The sequence below is a fragment of the Thermoplasmata archaeon genome, from assembly GCA_038874435.1.
Taxonomy (GTDB): domain Archaea; phylum Thermoplasmatota; class Thermoplasmata; order Lutacidiplasmatales; family SKW197; genus SKW197.
The window spans coordinates 61,215-76,383 of sequence record JAVZCK010000002.1 but is presented as its reverse complement, the minus strand read 5'-3'; the positions used below and the strand labels follow the sequence as shown (position 1 = coordinate 76,383).

General features: G+C 42.8%; 11 protein-coding genes. 6 read left to right on the top strand and 5 right to left on the bottom strand.

All coding sequences use genetic code 11. From position 1 onward, the window contains the following. Positions 1 to 62 precede the first annotated feature (62 nt). The gene (locus QXD64_01250; protein MEM3395942.1) at positions 63 to 1,175 is read left to right on the top strand and encodes a GTP-binding protein; all 1,113 of its coding nucleotides are present in this window, start codon (positions 63 to 65) and stop codon (positions 1,173 to 1,175) included. Positions 1,176 to 1,180: 5 nt separating this feature from the next. Here QXD64_01250 and sepF read toward each other — a convergent pair whose 3' ends face one another. Continuing rightward, positions 1,181 to 1,570: a cell division protein SepF gene (gene sepF, locus QXD64_01245; GenBank protein ID MEM3395941.1), complete on the bottom strand. Its 390-nt coding sequence runs from the start codon at positions 1,568 to 1,570 to the stop codon at positions 1,181 to 1,183. A gap of 111 nt (positions 1,571 to 1,681) precedes the next feature. Next, positions 1,682 to 4,333 (bottom strand): tetratricopeptide repeat protein, encoded by a 2,652-nt coding sequence (locus QXD64_01240; protein MEM3395940.1) that lies wholly within the window; start codon positions 4,331 to 4,333, stop codon positions 1,682 to 1,684. Positions 4,334 to 4,441: 108 nt separating this feature from the next. On the opposite strand from QXD64_01240, the gene QXD64_01235 reads away from it, so the two are divergent. Beyond that, positions 4,442 to 6,535, top strand: coding sequence for a DnaA/Hda family protein (locus QXD64_01235; GenBank protein ID MEM3395939.1), 2,094 nt, complete (start codon positions 4,442 to 4,444; stop codon positions 6,533 to 6,535). On the opposite strand, the gene QXD64_01230 is transcribed toward QXD64_01235, so the two are convergent. Genes QXD64_01230 through QXD64_01220 form a run of 3 tightly spaced genes read right to left on the bottom strand, consistent with a single transcriptional unit; the run spans position 6,532 to position 11,598 of the window. Further along, positions 6,532 to 7,569, bottom strand: a complete 1,038-nt coding sequence (locus QXD64_01230; GenBank protein MEM3395938.1) for a DRTGG domain-containing protein — start codon at positions 7,567 to 7,569, stop codon at positions 6,532 to 6,534. The genes QXD64_01235 and QXD64_01230 overlap by 4 nt on opposite strands. After that, positions 7,566 to 9,692, bottom strand: a complete 2,127-nt coding sequence (locus QXD64_01225) for an acetate--CoA ligase family protein (protein ID MEM3395937.1) — start codon at positions 9,690 to 9,692, stop codon at positions 7,566 to 7,568. Before QXD64_01225 ends, QXD64_01230 begins: the two co-directional genes overlap by 4 nt. Then, entirely contained in the window at positions 9,679 to 11,598 is a 1,920-nt protein-coding gene (locus QXD64_01220) for a GNAT family N-acetyltransferase (GenBank protein MEM3395936.1), read from the bottom strand. Before QXD64_01220 ends, QXD64_01225 begins: the two co-directional genes overlap by 14 nt. A 178-nt stretch (positions 11,599 to 11,776) precedes the next feature. On the opposite strand from QXD64_01220, the gene QXD64_01215 reads away from it, so the two are divergent. From QXD64_01215 to cca, 4 genes are read left to right on the top strand one after another with little or no spacing between them, the layout of a single operon-like run. Beyond that, on the top strand, positions 11,777 to 12,280 hold the full coding sequence (locus tag QXD64_01215; protein ID MEM3395935.1) for an HDIG domain-containing protein: 504 nt from the start codon (positions 11,777 to 11,779) through the stop codon (positions 12,278 to 12,280). Beyond that, positions 12,280 to 12,867 carry a methyltransferase gene (locus tag QXD64_01210; protein ID MEM3395934.1) on the top strand — a complete coding sequence of 196 codons (588 nt, stop codon included), beginning with the start codon at positions 12,280 to 12,282 and terminating at the stop codon, positions 12,865 to 12,867. Before QXD64_01215 ends, QXD64_01210 begins: the two co-directional genes overlap by 1 nt. Before the next feature lie 42 nt (positions 12,868 to 12,909). Continuing rightward, the gene (locus tag QXD64_01205) at positions 12,910 to 13,809 is read left to right on the top strand and encodes a hypothetical protein (GenBank protein ID MEM3395933.1); all 900 of its coding nucleotides are present in this window, start codon (positions 12,910 to 12,912) and stop codon (positions 13,807 to 13,809) included. Beyond that, positions 13,810 to 15,153 carry a CCA tRNA nucleotidyltransferase gene (gene cca / locus QXD64_01200; protein ID MEM3395932.1) on the top strand — a complete coding sequence of 448 codons (1,344 nt, stop codon included), beginning with the start codon at positions 13,810 to 13,812 and terminating at the stop codon, positions 15,151 to 15,153. Positions 15,154 to 15,169 lie beyond the last annotated feature (16 nt).

Here is a 15,169-nt window from a genome sequence, read left to right as displayed (position 1 = left end):
TTTTTTTGAGTTTGCAGACAACCCAAAATTTTTAATAAATTCCATATTTTTCTCTGGTTTAGATGAGCATCGAAGACGAGATTAAGCAGATTGAAGAAGAAATCAAGAACACCAAATACAACAAGAAAACCCAGCATCACATAGGCAGGTTAAAGGCAAAGCTTGCACGACTCCAGAACGAACTGGAAATGCGAAGAAGTGCAGGCATTGGCAGGGGAAAGCAGGCGTATGCAGTCCGCAAATCTGGGAATGCAACAGTTGCACTCGTGGGTTTCCCGAGTGTAGGCAAAAGCACACTGCTGAATAAAATCACAGATGCAGAAAGTCGTGTTGGTGCGTATGACTTTACAACTTTAAACATAATTCCTGGGATGCTCGTACACAAAGGTGCGAAAATCCAGATTCTCGATATGCCCGGCATTGTCTCTGGTGCTGCTGCAGGAAGAGGGAGAGGTAGAGAGGTCCTTTCAGTGGCAAGGTCTGCAGACCTTATTGCCCTTGTCTGTGATGTATTCGAGCACAACATAGACGCCCTTGTCAGTGAAATTTATAAAGGAGGAATACGACTCAACCAGCAACCTCCTAATGTGAGCATAACCAAGAAGGACAGAGGAGGCATAGAAGTACACTCAACGGTGGATCTTACAAATCTTGACGAACTTTTGGTAAAAGACATAGTGAGGGAGATGGGCTATATAAATGCGGATGTGGTGATAAGAGAAGACGTAACTGCTGAGCGTTTGATAGATGCACTCTCAGATAACCGCGTCTATATCCCAGCCATCTGCATTCTGAACAAAATTGATTTGATAGAGCCAGCTGCTGTTGCGGATACAGTGAAGGAAATCCAGGCGAAGGGCTTTGATGTGGTGCCTATTTCTTCTGAGAAAGAAATCAACCTTGAAATGCTGAAGGAGAAAATTTACTCAACTTTAGAATTTGTCAGGATATACATGAGACCGCAGGGCGGCGAAGTGGATTACAAAGAACCACTCATCTTAAGAAAAGGGGCAACCATTGAAGATGTCTGCAACGCTATTCACCGTGATTTCAAAAATAGATTTAGATATGCGTGTATATGGGGAAAGAGTGCAAAACACCCAGGTCAGAGAGTAGGACTAAATCACAAATTGGCAGATGAGGATGTAGTTACCCTCATCCTCAGAAGCGAATAAATTTTTCAAAACCCAAGCTTCATCTTCTGGCGGTCTATTTTTATTCCTCCAGGCGTTATCATTATAAGATTCTTTGAAACGCCTGCAATGTCTCCACCGGTCTCCTTAACTGCATTCTTTAACTCAACAGTGATGCGCTTCATTGTAAGCTGGTCATTTGCAACTGAGGTCACATCTAGAATGATTATGTTTCCTTTGTATATCTCTCCTAGGATGGCATTCACATCTTCGTATCTGATTATGTCTGCGAGACGAACGACCGCTTTTGCTGGCTGGAGTGCACTTGCTTCATCTTCAAATGTCATCTGTCCAAGATCTATGTAAGCTCCTGGCTCTGCTACTGCACTTTCGCCTTTCAACGCTTTGAGTGGGTTTTTCTTCAACAGTCCTGTCATACCTACGCACCTCATGAGGTTATTAAAATAGTGTGATATATACTTTTCCAACAAATAGAGAACTGTGAGGTTTTGTAAAAATTTCGAGAAGTTTTCTCTCGTGTCTGAAATCTATGCACCTTCCAATTCTTTCCTTGCCTTCTCGATCAGGGAAGCATTTCCTATCTTTTCAAAAAATGCCAGTGCCTTTTCTATCATCTGTCTGTCCTTTGTCCATTTGCCAATTTCAAACAGGGTTTCGTAGTAACTGATGTCGTATGCGCCCATCTCCTCTGAAATTGCAATCGCATTTCTAAGGGATGCAACACCTTCCTCTATCTCCCCTTTCTTGATATGAAGTTCTCCTTTTACGATGTGGTAATAGCTTATCTTATCCTTCGCACCAAGCTCTTCTGCGATATCCTTTCCCTCCTCCAGATATTCTTCGCAGAGTACGAATTCACCTTTCCTGCAGTAAGCCAGGGCAATCGTAAGCATGGCAATGCAGACAACATCTCGCTGTCCTATTTGTTCAGCAATCTCCATGCCCTTTTTCAGCAATTTGAGGGCTTCATCAAATTCTCCGAGCGTGAGATACTCGCTCCCAATGTTTCCATATGACCAGGCAACGCCCCTCATGTCCTCTATCTCTTCACCGATTGCCAAACTTTTAGAATAAAATTCAAGGGCTTTCTGATGGTCTCCTCTATCCCTGTATAGAACACCAAGATTCTGATAAGACCATTCCACACCCCACATATCCCCTATCTTCTCTTCTATAGCCAAACTCTTGAGGTAATATTCAGTTGCCTTCTCATACTCCCCTTTATTTGAATAAACCAATCCTAGATTATTGTACACCATTGCCATACCCCAGGCATCACCCATCTTACTCTGGATTTCAGCACCCTTCAGATAGAATTCTATCGCCTCATCATAACTCCCCATGCTGTAATGAACTACTCCAATGTTAGTGTATGTGCTAGCAATTCCTCTCAAATCGTTGATTTTTTTCCGAATTTCCAATGCCTTCTGATAAAACTCAATCGCTTTTTCATATTCACCAGTATACCAGTAACATGCCCCAATTCTATGGTTTGCATTTCCTGCCTCCTTTTCTGCGTTTTTCTTCTCAAAGACCTCAAGGGCTCGTTTCTGGCACTCAATTGCTTTTATGTATTCTCCTTTTCGCTCATACACATAACCCTTTGTGCTCCATACCCTCGCAAGTTCAAAATCAGCATCGGATATGCCAGTAAGCAACTGTTCCGCTCTTTCTACTTCTCGCAATGCGTTTTCATACTCCCCTCTGAAAATGTAAATCTCCGCCATTTTTCTATGCGATTTTCCTGCCTCAATTGGATTGCTTTGAAGTGTATAATCAATTCTTTTACTCAGCATTTCCAATGCCTTATCATATCTTCCCTCTACTTCAAGAACTTCTGCCAGTTCCCATAGAATTTCAACCTTCTGTTTGATCTCTACCTCAGTTTCCCCCAGCATTTCTAATACACTGTCAAATAGTTCCACCGCTTCCACATTCGCAAATTTTCTTGCTGCACTTTTTCCTGCCTTCACTGCATACACCAGGAACTTACTTCTGTTTCCGCCTTCCCTGTAATGCCTCGCCATTGCACTCCAGAACTGCTCGTCATCGCCATGGAGTTTTTCCAGCACCTCCGCTGTCTTCTGGTGCATTATTCTTCTTCGTGCACCAGTTATGCCATCGTATATCACCTCATGGGCAGTGTTGCTTGCAAATTTATACCCTTCCTCAAACTCTTCCGTCTCCACCAGAAAATTTTGCGTTCTTAGCTCATCAATTGCATCAAGTAATTCTTCCTCATTCAGTCCAGTAACCTCTCTTAGCACTTCATATTCGAACACCCTGCCTAGCACTGCACAAAAAGTCAGAACCTTTCTCGTTTTCTCAGTGAGTTTTGAAAATCGAAACTTCACAAGGTCTTTGACAGTATCTGGCAGTTCCATATTTTTGATTGCGTCAATCTCTCTTAACCCTGCATTCTGGATTGCTATCAGGAATTCAACCACAAAAAATGGGTTTCCAGACGTCCTGTCATAAACATAGCTTGCAATCTCTTCTGTCTGTTCAAGCCCCAGTTGTGCCACAATCTGTCTGACTTCTTTTTCGCTGAAGTTCCCGAGTTTCAGCACAGTGCAGAGCCGTTCGATGTTCATGTTTCTAATTGTTTTCGCAAATGCAGTTTCAGCGTTAGCAAATTCCTCTACATAGGTGGCAACAACAACTATTTTCTCATTTCTGATATTTCTTGCAAGGTAATGGAGAAATGAAAGAGTGGCAGAATCCGCAAGATGTAAGTCATCAATCAATAACATGACTGGCTGTTTTTTTGCAATTGCTATAAACTGATGAAGGAGATGTTCTAGCATTCTAGTTCGTTCCCTCGCCATCGTATCAGGGTTCGGTTCTTCAATTTCAATACTTTGAAAGCCAGCAAGTCCAATCGGGACATACATTTCTGCTTGCTCCCTCACTTTTTTTGCATGGTTTTGAAGGGCTGAAAGCACGGGCAGATAGGCCGGCTCATTGTTGCCGATACAGATTGAAGAGAGAATTATAAAACCCTCACTCCGACACATCTCAGCAAATTCGCTTGCAAGTCGTGTTTTTCCCACACCTACATCTCCACAGATTAAAACAGTACCTCCTTTCCCCTCACTGCAAATCTCCATCACATTTTTTAAAACCGCAAGTTCTTTTTCTCTATCCACCATCACCTGTGGAAATTGCCGTATCTCCATATTTTCAGACTGTGGAATTGCTCAGCGTATTTAAGGGTTTTTTGCCACTGCAACAACACTCCATTGGCAGAATAAAAGAGTATAAATAACCTCAGCCATATACAGCCAATGCGTAGAATGTACGAGACAACAGTTCCACAGGGACTTGTGCTTCGAAAAGTGGCTGGCAGTGAGGAGGCACTCAAAAATCTACTACTGGGCTTGAAAAAGCATAAATTCACTGGCTACATTGAAGTTATGCTCCCAGGGAAAGGTGAAAATGAAACGGGTTTTGTCATCCTGGAATCTGGCCAGATAACTGATACTTTTCATTTTTCCCAAGGTGCCAAGGAAGCTGGTGAGAAGGCATCCAAAAAAATCTGGCAACTTTCGAAGAATCCGAAGGCATTGATTACACTTCATGGGCAGGTGAAGCCAGAAGAGGTAAAGCAGGCACTCCAGAGTTTGATAGAAGGCAAAAGTGAGATCAAAAAGGAAAGCGAGTTGGATGTTAGAATTCGTGTGCTGAGCAGCAAGGGATTTGACACAAGCGAGATAGAAAAAATCGCAGTCGAAGATAAACAATCTGCTGAAAAAAAGCTAATTGAAATTGAAGAATTTCTCCGTTTGAGCGAGGAAATTACCAAGTTTACTCAGGAACATCCAGAGATAAATGAGAAGTATCCAGAAATGGTTTTACGGTTGAAGGATGCCATTGACAAAAAGAAGGGCATAGACGAAATCAAAAAGCTCTATTCCTCTTTGAAACAGCAGATGGAGAAGGAAAGAACCCCAGAGGCAATAGAACTCGAGGTCAAGCATCTCAAGGAACTTGAGGAGATAATAACCAAGCAGAGAGAGGAGGAAGAGCGAAAAAAGAAGGAGGCCGCAGTTTACAATCTCATTATCCAGCACAAGGCCAAGGCAGAGGAAAGTTCTGAGCCCTTCTGTCCCAGATGTGGGAGTCCTCTTGACAAAGATAGACAATGTGTGAAATGCAGTGCTGATGAGGAGACATTTGGGAAAGTTGTTGACAAGTTCAGCATGGTGAATTTCATAGTTGGGGCGTCAAACAGGTTTGCATATGCAGTTGCCCACGGCATCTCAAAGTATCCTGGCACTCTTTACAATCCAGTAGTTCTTTATGGCCCAGAGGGAAGCGGAAAAACCCATCTTTTGAATGCAATTGCTGGAAATCTGGAAAAGGGGACTCTCGCAGGAAAAAAAATTATATTCACAAACATTCCAATTCTCCTCGGTGTCTTTGAAAAATACAGAGAAAATCCCAGCAAATTGGTCGCCAGATTACTTACAGCAGAGGCAATTTTCATAGATAACTTTGAAGAGATCGCTGGAAAGGAAGACCTCCAGAAATTACTGGCAGGAGTGCTCATCAGGTTTGTGAAAGAGGAAAAGCAAGTGGTTATTGGGTGTAGAATCTCACCCACAGAAATTCCTAAACTTGAGACAGAACTTCTGCTCTGCTTTACTGGTGGACTTATGGTTAATATTTCTGAACCCGACTTTGAAACTAAAAAGGAAATTCTTAAGAGATATGCCCAGGAACACGGAATTACACTTGAACCAACTGTGGTAAACTACATCGCAGGCATAAACCTTTCAGTGAATGAACTTTCAATAATTTTAAACCGTCTCTTTGCCCTTGCCTCTATCAGCAACATGGGAATTGACATGAACCTTGTCAAAGAAGCCATGAAAGAGTATTCTGACAAATACGGCACAAAAGGAAAATTGAAATACAATGTTCAGAAAGGACACAGTTATCTGGTTGAGGAAACAAGGCCAAACATCGTTTTCCAGATTGCTTCTTCGATGCATGAAACTGGCTATGATGTGCTGATATTCAGCAGGGTGAGTCCGAAACGAATTACTGAGAAACATGAGAAGCTGCAGAAGGCAGGAATATACTGGCTGACTGAAAAAGAAAGTACTGCAGAGACAATTGGGCATTCGCTGGAAAAAATAGTTTACGCTGTCGAGGAGAAACTGGATACTCATCCAAACACCGTGATTGCTCTGGATGGCATAGAATTCCTTGTCAGTGCGAATGGCTTTGATGCAGTGGTGAAGTTCATAAGGAGAATTGTGGACATGGTGGCTGAGACAGAAGGTGTGTTTTTAATATCGCTTGGAGAGAGCACCCTAAAGGAGCAGGAAACGAAAATTCTGGAAAGAGAACTGGAAGTGCTGAAAACCGACTAGGAAAGAATTTCACTGATTTTGAGGTATTTTGAGCAAAGCTCCTTTATCTGGTTAATTTTTGTTTGGTCATTCATTGTCAAAAGCGGTTCCATGCTGTCTATCTTGACTGCAACAGTATAAGTATCCCAGGGTACGAGCAGAAGTGGAATCTTTGCCATGCTTGCTTGCGAGATTATGTTAGATGGTGGGAGAATGTTATTCGTAAGAAGGATGCAGGAAGCATTGTTTTCTATCCCTGCAAGTATCATGTCAGTTCTATCGCCACTTGTAATAAGCATGTTGCATTTTTCTTTTATAAGAGGATGCTGATAAACAGAGCTCGCTGACATTGCCCCAATCAGATACCTTTTTACTGGCTTATCAAGGGAATCTTCAGCAGAAAGCACTTTTGCAAAAAGCTTATCCGCAATGTATCGCACAGTTGTTTCAGCCAAACTTTCTACATGTGGCAGTACACCGAGTAAGGATATACCAGCATCATCAATTGTCTTCTTGTTGGTGGCAATGAAATCTTCTGGATTCTTAACATCATTTACAACGACACCAGCAAGTTTGACTTCCTCCAGCTTCAAATATTTTTTAATAAAAACAATGGTATCAAGCACAGCATCGGAATCACCTCTAACCACAACCACCATCTTCCCATCCAGACATTTAGCAACTGAGGTTGCATCCAGATGCACTGAACTACCAAACGCAAGGTCTTTACCCGTCTCTATGAATACATTCCCTTGTTCTTTTTCAATTCTTTCTGCCATCTCCCGCAGTTTCTTTGCGGCGGTCTCTTCGTTATACATGTATCTCAATTTGGCATGTTCAAATCCCATACTCATCGTTTCCGGTTCATCTGGAATGTTGAATATCTTGCAGAGTAGGTGCGCATCATAGTCCCACAACCGCTTCCGCTGATAGACCAATCGATCTCCAAGTGGCTTCATGTATCCAAAACTTTTATTTATACTGGCACCAAAACCGATTATAACTGTCGTCTTTCCCGCGCTTTTTTCCGCTGAAGAAAAAACTATTCTACTCATTTTTTTACCTCCTTGTTGCTTAGAATTATTCTGGCATCCACTGCCTTCACCCCTATGCCATCCTCATAAACTACGAGAGGATTGATCTCTATGTCTGAAATGTCCTTGCATTCGTGGATAATCATGCTCATCTTCAGGACACAATCAACAATGCTGTTAATATCCTTTTTCTTTTCTCCTCTAACACCGAGAAGCAATGGGTAACCTTTTACCTCACTTATCATCTCGATTGCCTCACTCACATTTACTGGTGCGGCACGAAACGCCACATCTTTCATAACTTCCACATAAATTCCACCAAGCCCAAACATCACAACTGGGCCAAAACTTGGATCGATTCTCGCACCTACAATGACCTCCGTGCCTGGCTTCACCATTTCACAGATTTCCACACCCTCTATGTGTGCATCAGGCACATGCTGTCTGCAACTGTTTATTATTGACTGGTAAGCGTCAATCACCTCTTCTTTGTTGAGAAGGTCAAGAGCAACACCACCCACATCGCTCTTGTGAATTATCTGCTTTGAGACAACCTTCATGACAACTGGATACCCGATTTCCTCTGCAAATGCAATTGCCTCCTCGAGGTTCCTTGCAATTTTGGTTTTTGGAGAGGGAATGCCTGCGGACTGAAGAACTGCATGGGCTTCATTAGAGAGTAAAAATCTTCTGTTGTCATTCCTGGCAACTTCAATGATTTCCTTGATTCTTGCAATATCCACCTTTACTTCCTTCCTTTCTGCCTCTGTTTTTCTCAAGTTATGATACTGCCTGTAAAGTCCACCGAGACAGAACACAGCATCGTATACATCATGAAAAACTGGAATGCCTTCTCTTCTCAATATGGCTATGCACTCATCTGCCTTTTTCCCGCCGAACAGGGAAAATACAATTGGCTTTTTCTGTTTGTAACCCTCAAAAGAATCCTTTATCAAATCTGCATAACCTTCCACATCAAATAGTGCTGTCTCGCAGGCAACACAAATCACTGAAGAAATTTCATCTGCTTCAAAGGCCTTTTTCAGGGCATCCCTGTAATTCTGGATTGTTGCCTGACCTGTCAAATCCACAGGATTTTTTGTGGAACCGAATTGGGGCACAGAATCCTGGAATAGGGCTTTCAACTTTGAGTAGTCACTGTAAAGATTCACGCCGTATTTCTCAGAGGCATCTGCTGCCAGAACTCCTACTCCACCCCCGTTTGTAATTATAACCGTGTTCTCGGATGAAGGTAGAGGTAACTCTGGCAATGTCTTGCAGAGGTTCAATGCCTCGGAAATTGTCTCGCATCTAATCACACCACACTGTTTCATTATGTCAGAAAACACATTGTCTTCTCCAGCAAGCGAGCCAGTGTGGGATGCTGCTGCAATTGCACCTCTTCTTGACCTCCCTGACTTTATTACCACTACAGTTTTTGTTCTGGTAATCTTTTTGAGCATCTCCACGAATCTATCGCCATTTTTAACTCCTTCTATGTACATCAGAATTACACTGGTATTTTCATCAAACCCAAGATATTCAAGAAGGTCAGTTTCATCTATGTCTGACTTATTCCCTATTGAAACAATAGCAGAAAGTCCGATGTTTTCGGACTGAGTTTTTCCCATCATCGCAATTCCAAGGGCACCGCTCTGGGTAATTATACCCACATTTCCCTTTTTTATGCTGGATGGGCCGAATGTGGCATTAAGAGAGGCCTTTGCTGTGTATACACCAAAAATGTTTGGACCAAGCACCCTCATCCCATGGCCTCTTGCAAACTCAACAATTTTTCTTTCTTCGGCAATGTTCCCAACTTCAGAAAAACCAGATGTAATTATTGCCAGGTGTTTGACTTTTTTTTCTGCACACTGCTGCACCGCCTCAAACACAAAGGGCGCTGGAATCGAGATGCAGGCAAGGTCAACTGTATCCTCTATTTCTAGCACATTCTTAAAAACCTTATACCCGAGAATTTCACCACCTTTCGGGTTAACTGGATAAACTTTACCTGTGTATCCTCCCCTTACGATATTTTCAAGAATTTTATATCCAATCTTGCTGGGTTCATGGGAGGCACCAACTATGGCAACACTTTTTGGCTCAAAGAGTGCAGTGATATCTGACTTATTGTCTTGCATGTTGATCCTCCTTGAAAAGCATCTTCAGATGGTAAACCCCTTCGGACATCCTTTTTTCAATCTGGAAACCCGCTTTCTCAAAAAGATGGAGCATTGGTCGATTGTCTGTAAATACTTCCGCCGTGAAACCAATAAGACCATGGGTCTTTGCAAGGTAGGTGAGGTAGGAAAGGAGTTCCCAGCCAACTCCTTTGTTCTGATAATCGTCTCTTACTACTAGGGCAACCTCTGCAGTATTTGTGTCCTCTTCAATGCCATACTGACCAACACCTACTATTTCCTCTTTTTCTCCATTACTTATTGTTGCCAGTATTACCATCTCTTTTTTGTAATCGATCACGACAAACTCCTGGAGACGCTCATGGGGCATATCTTTCCTTACACTCATAAATCGTCTATAGAGAGAGGCATCGGAAAGAGAGTAGAAGAAATCCTTGAGGAGGGGTTCATCAGTGAGTTTCACAGGACGAAGCAATACCTGGAGACCCGTCTTTGTGGTTCTGTAAGCTTCCAGATATTCTGGGTATTGTCCTTTCTCTCCTGGGATGTATGCCTGATCTTTATATATGAAACTGAGTTTCTTCGCTTCCTCTAAAAGCCATGGACGAAACTTCGGATGGGCTATGGAAATCAGAGCCATTGCTCGCTCTCTTATGTTTCTACCATGAAGATAGGCAATTCCGTATTCGGTCACCACATAGTGGAGGTCACCACGAGTGAGGGTGACACCTGACCCCTCTTCCAGAACCGGCACAATTCTTGATACCTCTCCTCCCCTTGCCGTTGATTGCATTACCAGTATCGACCTTCCACCAGGTGCGAGCACGGCACCTCTCATGAAATCTGCACTGCCCCCTATACCACTGTAGAACAACTTTCCGATACTCTCTGCACTCGCCTGCCCAGTGAGGTCTATCTGGAGGGCGCTATTTATCGCAACCATGTTCCTTTGCTGGGCAATCACAAGAAGGTTATTTGTATAATCCACTGGCTTCAGTTCTACTGAGGGGTTGTCATGAATGTAATGATATGTCTCATGTGAACCCATACAAAAACTGGCGACCGTTTTGTTCCTGTCTACTGTTTTTCTGGTGTTATCCACAACACCTTCCCTCATCAACTCCACAATTCCATCTGTAAGCAATTCAGTGTGCACTCCAAGATGCTTCTTGTTTTTGAGATGGGCAATGATGGCATTGGGGATGCTGCCGTAGCCAACCTGGATTGTATCTCCATCCTGAACAATCTTGGCTACATATTTTCCAATCTGCATGCTGATTTCATCTGGCACTTTTGCTTCATATTCCAGCAATGGCTCGTCATATGGAACAATGTAGTCAATTTTTTCCACATGAAGAAATGTATCGCCATGGGTTCTTGGCATCTGGCTGTTCATCTGAGCAATAACCAGGTCTGCACTTTCAACTGCTGCCTTCGTGATGTCAACACTGATACCTAAACTAACATAACCATGTTTGTCCGGTGGTGAGACCTGCACAATTGCCACATCAATCGGAATGAATCTTTTCCTCAGCAAGAAAGGAATCTGAGAAATGAAAATGGGCGTGTAGTCAGCATTTCCTTCATTAACTGCTTCTCTTGTATGGTTTCCGATGAAAAATGAATTGTGGCGAAAATTTGATTTGAATTTTTCCTCTGCGTAAGGCGCAACCCCCAGCGTCCATAGATGAAATACTTCAGCATCAAAAAATGCCTTTGGATGGCTTTCCACATATTTAACAAGCTGGGAAACAAGATACTGTGGTTCTCCACATCCTGTGCCGATAAATATTCTGTCTCCTCTGTTGATTTTACTGAAAATCTGCTCCTCTGATATGAATTTTTGTGGATATTTTTCCTTTATTGCGGAAATCCTTCTATCCATATCCACAGAGGAGCCAGCCATATGATTTCACCCTTGCTTATTATCTGCAAGACCCCATACCTCTTCCTGTCTATAAGGATTTCTAAATATACATTTTCTTCTGCTAGCATATAGATTGATTGAAGAAAAATAATATGGTGGTAGCGCATGTCTGAAATTTTAAATACTATTTTGCTTTATTCGGTGCAGGGAAAAGGGCATGGACAAAGACGAAGTAATTCGGGTTTTTCCTGAGATTCAAAAAATAAAGGATGAAGGTTTGAAGGAAAAAGTTATAGCAGTTTGGAGGGAGGCAACTGGTGGGAACATGGAGATTGTGAAAAAAATAATAATGCCAGATGCAAGGAGAAAAATTTCGCTTGTTGACCACACAAGAAGAATCACCCAGATGGCAATGGCAATTGCGGTAGTTCGTAGAGATGTGAACATGGACTGGCTTATTGCAGGGGGAATACTGCACGATGTAGGCATCGCTGCTGAACATAAGCTAGAAGGGGGGGAACTCAAGAAAAACGAGAGTTTGATAGAGCATGATGTGGGTGGCGTCTTGCTCTGTTCCAAGCATGGCTTACCGAAAGAAGTAATCCACATTGTTTCAATGCATGAGGAGGAAGAGGGACATAAACTGGAGGAGGCAATCATTCTGAAGCATTGTGCGGAAATTGAGAATGAAATTGCAATGCTGGAGAAAAAGAGGCAATAATGCGAGCGGAGAAGCTCAAAATTTTCTATGATGAGGAGGTCTATCCTCCATCAGAGGATACGCTTCTGTTGCTTGAGGCGTTGGAAGTGAAGGAGGGGCAGCAGGTTCTGGAAGTGGGCACTGGCTCAGCATACATAGCCATTCACTGTGCATTGCATGGTGCTGATGTGACTGCCTGTGATGTTTCTGAGACTGCGATAAGGAATGCGATGAGAAATGCTGAAGCAAACAATGTGAAAATAAATTTCATTGTTTCTGACCTTTTTGAAAAAATCAATGGAAAATTTGATGTGATAATTTTTAATCCGCCTTACCTCCCAACTGCTGAGCAAGACAAGGTTGTTGGGAATTTCAATCTTGCGCTAGATGGTGGTCCAGATGGTTCTGATGTGATCAGGAAGTTTTTAGCAGATGCCTGGCAATTTCTTAAGAAAGAGGGAGTTATCTATCTGCTCTACTCCTCTCACAACACAGAAGCAATAAACCAGTTCAAAACAATGTATTCCTGGCAAATCCTAAAATCCAGAAGGTTTTTCTTTGAGGAATTGTATGTGAGTTTGTTTAAGCCGATAAAAGAAATCAGTTGAGATAAGCAATGGTTATATATCCCAAATCTATTCTAAGAACCAGTGATGGAGATGAAAAGCTTAACAAAAAGAAGAGGATTTGTTTGCGGGCTCTGTTCGCAAGCTGGGAATGAAGGCAATGCCAGGACAAGGCGTGCCTGGAGAAAATGGATACCAGTGAGTTTGTGTCTCTTCGGAATTATGCTCCTTCTTAGCATTTTTGCTCCTGCACTGAGAACAAGCCAATCATTTTCCAGTAACCAGAATTTCCAGCCCCTTACCACATACCACAACATAACAGTTGATGCTAATCTGAGCGACTGGCACAACGACGAAAATCTCACTGGCAAGGACAATGCAAACTGGTATTTCACATGGAATGAAACCTCTCTCTTTGTTGGACTCTCAAGGGGTGAAACCTTCCATGGAAGCAATGACGACTACGATGTGCTCTGGGTCTATCTGGATACAGAAACAGGAGGCACAACGACCTCTGTTGACTGGAATGGACAGCACACACTTCCGTTCTCTGCTGACTGGTGCTTTGTTTTCAAACCCAGACCTTATGGAGACACTGACTATTACTGGAATTTGCGGCACTGGAATGGAACAGAATGGCAGATTGACATGCCATATACTGGAAATGGAGGATTTCCAGCATGGCACTGGGACAACGGAACTGCAGAAATTGCTTTACCCTATGCTGACATCGGAAATCCATCCGCAGTTAAAGTCGTGCTTTTCCTCACGAATGGTGCCAATAACTGGCTTTTCGGTGCCACGCCCTCACAAAACCCTGGTGGTGCGAGCCCCCAAACCCTTATTGGATACTGGAACTACTCTGCCCTCAATAACAATGTAGCACCTAACAATCCATCAAACATTGTGCCAGAAAACACAGGGCTACTTATTCCGATGCTTGTCGCAGCCCTACCATTTCTTCTTCGCAGGGTGCAGATGTAAATGTACGATGTTGAAAAAAAAGTGCTTGAGAAAATTCGTCCAGATACAAAGACAAGATTGCTGATTGAACACACAATTAGTGAGTTGACTGAAAAACTGAAAGAGTGCATTGCCAACAAAAAAGCAAATGCAGAAGTGCTTGTTGTGGGTTCTTGCGCAAGAGACACATATCTGAAGGAAAGCAGGGACATTGACATATTCCTCCTTTTCCCTGAAGACCTTCTGAGGGAGAAACTTGAAAAATTGGGAATAGAGATAGGGATGGCAGTGCTGCGAGGAGAATTGAAGTATGCTGAACATCCCTATGTGCATGGGATTTACAGGGGTTTTGAGGTGGACATTGTTCCTTGCTACAAGGTGAAGGATCCATCAAAGAAACTGAGTGCGGTGGATAGAACTCCATTCCATAACAAGTATGTGAACGAGCATCTGAAAGAAGAACAGAAGGACGAAGTGCGACTGCTCAAGCGCTTCCTCAAAGGTCTGGGGATTTATGGAGCGGAGGCAGCAGTCCAGGGTTTCTCTGGCTATCTTTGTGAGCTTCTCATAATCAAGTATGGAACTTTCAGAGGAGTGCTTGAAAGTGCTAAAAACTGGAGGGCAAATGTTCATATGTGGATTGAAAAAGAGCCAGTAAAGAAATTTATCGAACCATTGGTTTTTATTGACCCAGTTGACCCTGGCAGGAATGTGGCATCTGCGGTCTCGCTGGAATCCCTCTCTCTTTTCATTGTTGCGGCCCAGCATTATCTGGAAAAACCAGACATCAAATTTTTCTATCCTATAAAGAGAGAATTGTCAGCTGAGAAAGCCAGAAAAGAGGTGCTGGGCTATATTAAGAGGGCAGGTACCGCAATTCTTTCAATTTCTACGGAACGCCCTGAGAAAGTGGACGACATCATTGCATCGCAGGTAAAGAAGATGGAACGGGTGATTGTTCAGAATCTGGGCATGGCTGGCTTTAAAGTCCTCCGTTCCTTTTCCTTTTTTACTGAGAAAGAAATCTGGGTCTTTATTGAATTGGAAAACCAGAAGATACCAAAGCTCTATCTACATGCAGGACCTTATGTGTGGCTTAAAAATTCTGACGAGTTCTTGGGAAAATACAGCAAGAGAAAGGATGTGTTTCTCAAACCATTTGTTTCTGGGGGCAGATGGGTTGTGGGCTTGCTCAATGAAGAGAACGATGCACTGGAATTTCTTAAAGCCCATGCTGGAGAATGGAACCTGGGCAAAGATCTAGCGGGTAGGAAAATCAGGGTGGAAGAGGCATCTAAGTTGAAAACGAAGGCAGTGCTCAACATGCTTGTGCGCTTCCTGAAACCAGAATTTCCATGGAAATAAATTTATTCCCTCGGAG